At 74.6% G+C, this 1648-nt stretch carries 1 protein-coding gene; it reads right to left on the bottom strand.

The window, feature by feature from the left end; genetic code table 11:
* On the bottom strand, positions 1-1648 hold a 1648-nt coding region (locus ADK41_RS03430), incomplete at both ends, for a polyketide synthase dehydratase domain-containing protein (protein WP_209438634.1).

Below are 1648 nucleotides of genomic sequence, written 5' to 3'. Positions count from 1 at the left end.
TGCTCCGAGACGGCCGACCTCACCAGACCCCACACAGCGGCACCCGCCAGGTCACCGCCCTCCACGGCACCGCGCGTCACGAACACCAGCCGCGACTCCACACACCGCTCGTCCGCCAGCCACGACCGCACCAGCTCCAAAGCCCACACGGCCGCACCATGCACGGAGTCGACCACCCCGGCCGAGGCTTCCGGCACGGTGGCCAGCACCGTCGCCGGAACCGCACCGTCGTGCACCAGAGCGTCGAAGTCGGCATGGTGAGGGCCGGTCACGGCGGCGAAGAGGTCGTCGGCGGCGCCGAGGACGGCCGTGGAAGGGGCGCCTTCGGCAGCGCTGTCCGGCGCGGGAGCGGCGACGGGCGTCCAGGCCAGGTGGAACAGGGCATCCCGCGTCGTCGTGTCGACGTCGGTGCCGGAGGCGACGGCGCGCAGCACCAGGTTCTCGATGGTGGCGACCGGGGCCCCGGCGGGGTCGGCCACGGTGACGGTGGCGGACTCGTCGCCGGTCCGGGTCAGGCGGACGCGGACGGCCCGGGCGCCGGTGGCGTGCAGGGTCACGCCTTCCCAGGAGAACGGGACGACTCCCCGCGCGAGTCCGCCGAGGGCGGAGATCTGCACGGACGCGTCGAGCAGCGCCGGGTGCAGGCCGAAGCCGGCCGCGTCGCGCTCGGCGGAGTCGGGGAGGGCGACCTCGGCGAACACGTCGTCGCCCCGGCGCCAGGCGGCGCGCAGGCCCTGGAAGAGGGGGCCGTACTCGTATCCGCCCTCGGCCATGCGCTCGTAGAGGCCCGTCAGGTCGACGGGTTCGGCGTCGGCGGGCGGCCAGACGGTGGTGTCGAAGGCGGCGGTGTCGAAGGCGGGAGCCGTCCCCGGGGCGAGCACGCCGGTGGCGTGTTCGGTCCAGGGCCGGTCGTCCGCGCCCTCCGGCCGGGAGCGGGCGGTGAGGACCCTGCGGCCCGCGGTGTCGGCCGGGCCGACCTGGAGGTGCAGTTGGACGCCGCCCTGCTCGGGGAGGACCAGGGGCGCGGCCAGGGTGAGTTCCTCGACGCGGTCGCAGCCGACTTCGTCCCCGGCCCGCACCGCGAGTTCGACGAAGGCCGTGCCGGGCAGCAGGGCGTTGCCCATGACGACGTGCTCGCCCAGCCACGGGTGGGTGCGCAGGGAGAGCCGGGTGGTGAGGAGGAGTCCGTCGGAGTCGGAGAGTTCGACGGCCGCGCTGAGCAGGGGGTGGTCGGCGGTGCGCAGGCCGGCGGACTCGACGTCCCCGGAGAACGCGCCGGGCGTGGGCCAGAAGCGCTGGTGCTGGAAGGCGTACGTCGGGAGGTCGGTGAGCCGGGCACCGGTTCCGGCGAGGTAGGCGGTCCAGTCGACCGTCTGGCCGCGTGTCGCCAGCCGTCCGAGTGCGGTGAGGGCCGTGGTCTCCTCGTCGCGGTCCTTGCGCAGCAGGGCGACGAGGAGTGCGTCGTCGCCGGCGCTTTCGCGGGCCATGCCGCTGAGCACACCGTCCGGCCCCAGCTCCACGAACCGGGTGACACCCTCCTCCGCCAGGACACGGATCCCGTCGTCGAAGCGCACGGCCTCACGGACATGGGTCACCCAGTAAGCGGGGGTGGTGAGTTCACCGGGCGCGGCGATGCGTCCGGTCACGT

The sequence above is a fragment of the Streptomyces caelestis genome (assembly GCF_001279005.1).
In the GTDB taxonomy this organism is placed as follows: Bacteria; Actinomycetota; Actinomycetes; order Streptomycetales; family Streptomycetaceae; genus Streptomyces; species Streptomyces heliomycini.
The sequence above is the reverse complement of the archived record's forward strand: the minus strand, read 5'-3'. Positions and strand labels throughout refer to the sequence as shown.